Source organism: Mycobacterium innocens (assembly GCF_900566055.1).
Classification (GTDB): domain Bacteria; phylum Actinomycetota; class Actinomycetes; order Mycobacteriales; family Mycobacteriaceae; genus Mycobacterium; species Mycobacterium innocens.
Genome location: NZ_UPHQ01000310.1, coordinates 1 through 1,792 on the forward strand (window position 1 = coordinate 1; position 1,792 = coordinate 1,792).

Genomic DNA, 1,792 nt, shown 5'->3' on the forward strand with positions numbered 1-1,792 from the left:
GTTGGGTGGGTGGGCGTGCCAGCGATCTTGTGCTGAGTTGGCGGCCGCTGGTGTCGGTGACGCTGAGAGTGGCTGCGGGGCCGGTGATGGTGATGATGCCGCGGTGGTGGGCGCGGTGGTGATAGGGGCAAAGCAGAGGGTGTCGCACGAATCGATGGTGGGTTGTTTTTGCGGCGATGGTTTGCATTGGCTGGCGAGTCAGGTCTGCTTGCTCTTTGGTTCAGGCAGGTATTGCGTGCTGGAGTTTGAGCAGATTGTGCACTGTGCAGATCAGGCGCCACTCGCTGTTCACTCCAGCATGGCCGCGGAGGGCGAATTTGCGGAATCCGAGGTTGGCTTTGATATTGCCGAAGACAGGTTCGATGCTGACGGCGCGTTTGCGGTAGGACGTGGCGTTGTCGGGTTGGGCGAGCTTGTCGTCCATGGCTTTTCGAGCGACGGTGGGATCGGTGAGGGCGCCCTGGACGTGTGCGAGCATCGTTTTGACCCGCGTCACTGAGACACCGAGGTTGTCACTGGCGGCACGCAGGGAGATCTCGCCGGCGGCGACGCGTTCGATGACCGGGATCCACTCTTCGGGTTCGGGTTCGGCGCTGCGGGTGATGCGTTGTCCGTCGCGGCCGAAGTACCGCTTGGTCATGTCCCGTACCCAGGTATAGGAGACGCCGAGAATCGCACCTGCTTGACGTTGGGACAGCTCACCGCGGTTCACCTTCGCCAGGACTGCCAGCTTGTCGTCGCCGGGCTTGTCGGCCTTGCGCCAAACGGATTTTCGTGTCGCGATCAACACCTCGGCACCGACGTCGGCGGTGCCGTTCGCGCTGGTCCAGTACCCTGCGTCGGCCACGAACGTACCCGCACCATCGCGGTGCCCGGCCTCGGCGAGATTCTCGGTCACCGCGGTGGCCATCGGCACAAAATGGGGTTGGTCGTTGGTGGTGGCGGCGACCTCGGCGGCGAGCACGATTTGCCCGGTCGTTGCGGCCGCTTGCGCGTTGTAGCCCTGCAGCGGGACCTTTGGAGGAGTGCGCGATGATCCGCGAATGCGGATCGGTCGTGTTCGCCCGCCGCGGCCGCGCTCGCCGCGCGGTGTCCGTGCTCGGTTTCGGCCCGGTCAGTTTGTGGCCCTGCTCAGCCTCTTTGCGGGCCCGCTCGGCCATCCGGGTCTGGAAGTCGTGTGCCTTCTGTGACTCGAGTTCGTCGAGGGCAGCCTTGATTCGGGACCGCCGATCCCGCCCTCCGGCCCACCCAGGCGGCAACCGCCTGTCCTGATCGTGCCTGCCTTGGTCATCCTCGGCCGCATCGATCTGCTCGGCTTCGGCCAAGACCTGTTCGGCGACTCGATGAGCCGCAGCGGCAAAATCCTGCAGCGGGGATTCGCCGAGCTCGGCGCTCAGGGCTGCATGGTCGCGATTAGCGGAGAACGAGGCATTAGCGGCGATCTTGGTGCCGTCGATCGCGACTATCCCCGCATCGACCAGACCGGCCTTAACGCACAGACTCAGGACCTGCCCGAACAATGCTGCGATCGCGTCCTGGTGGCGGCGGCGAAACCGGGCCAGCGTGGCGTGATCAGGCTGTTGGTTGGCCGCGACCACCCGCACCGCCACATCCTCGATCAGCCGTCGCTCGATCCGACGCGAGGACCGCTCCCCGGTGCAGTACTGGTTTGCGTCTGACTTCGCGATAGAGATCGGCGTGTCGATCAGACGGCATCCGACGGGTTCTCCCAGCTTTTACGGAGGATCTGATCATGTCCGAAGCAAACTCTGGTGGCGGCCGGTCTGCCCGC

The 1,792-nt window shown here is 64.8% G+C and carries 1 protein-coding gene and 1 pseudogene; both read right to left on the minus strand.

Annotated elements, in window-relative coordinates:
• Positions 1-136, minus strand: a pseudogene (locus tag EET03_RS32160) (HNH endonuclease); the annotation flags it as partial.
• A gap of 84 nt (positions 137-220) precedes the next feature.
• Positions 221-1,051, minus strand: coding sequence for a transposase (locus EET03_RS32840; protein ID WP_341868774.1), 831 nt, complete (start codon positions 1,049-1,051; stop codon positions 221-223).
• Positions 1,052-1,792: the final 741 nt, after the last annotated feature.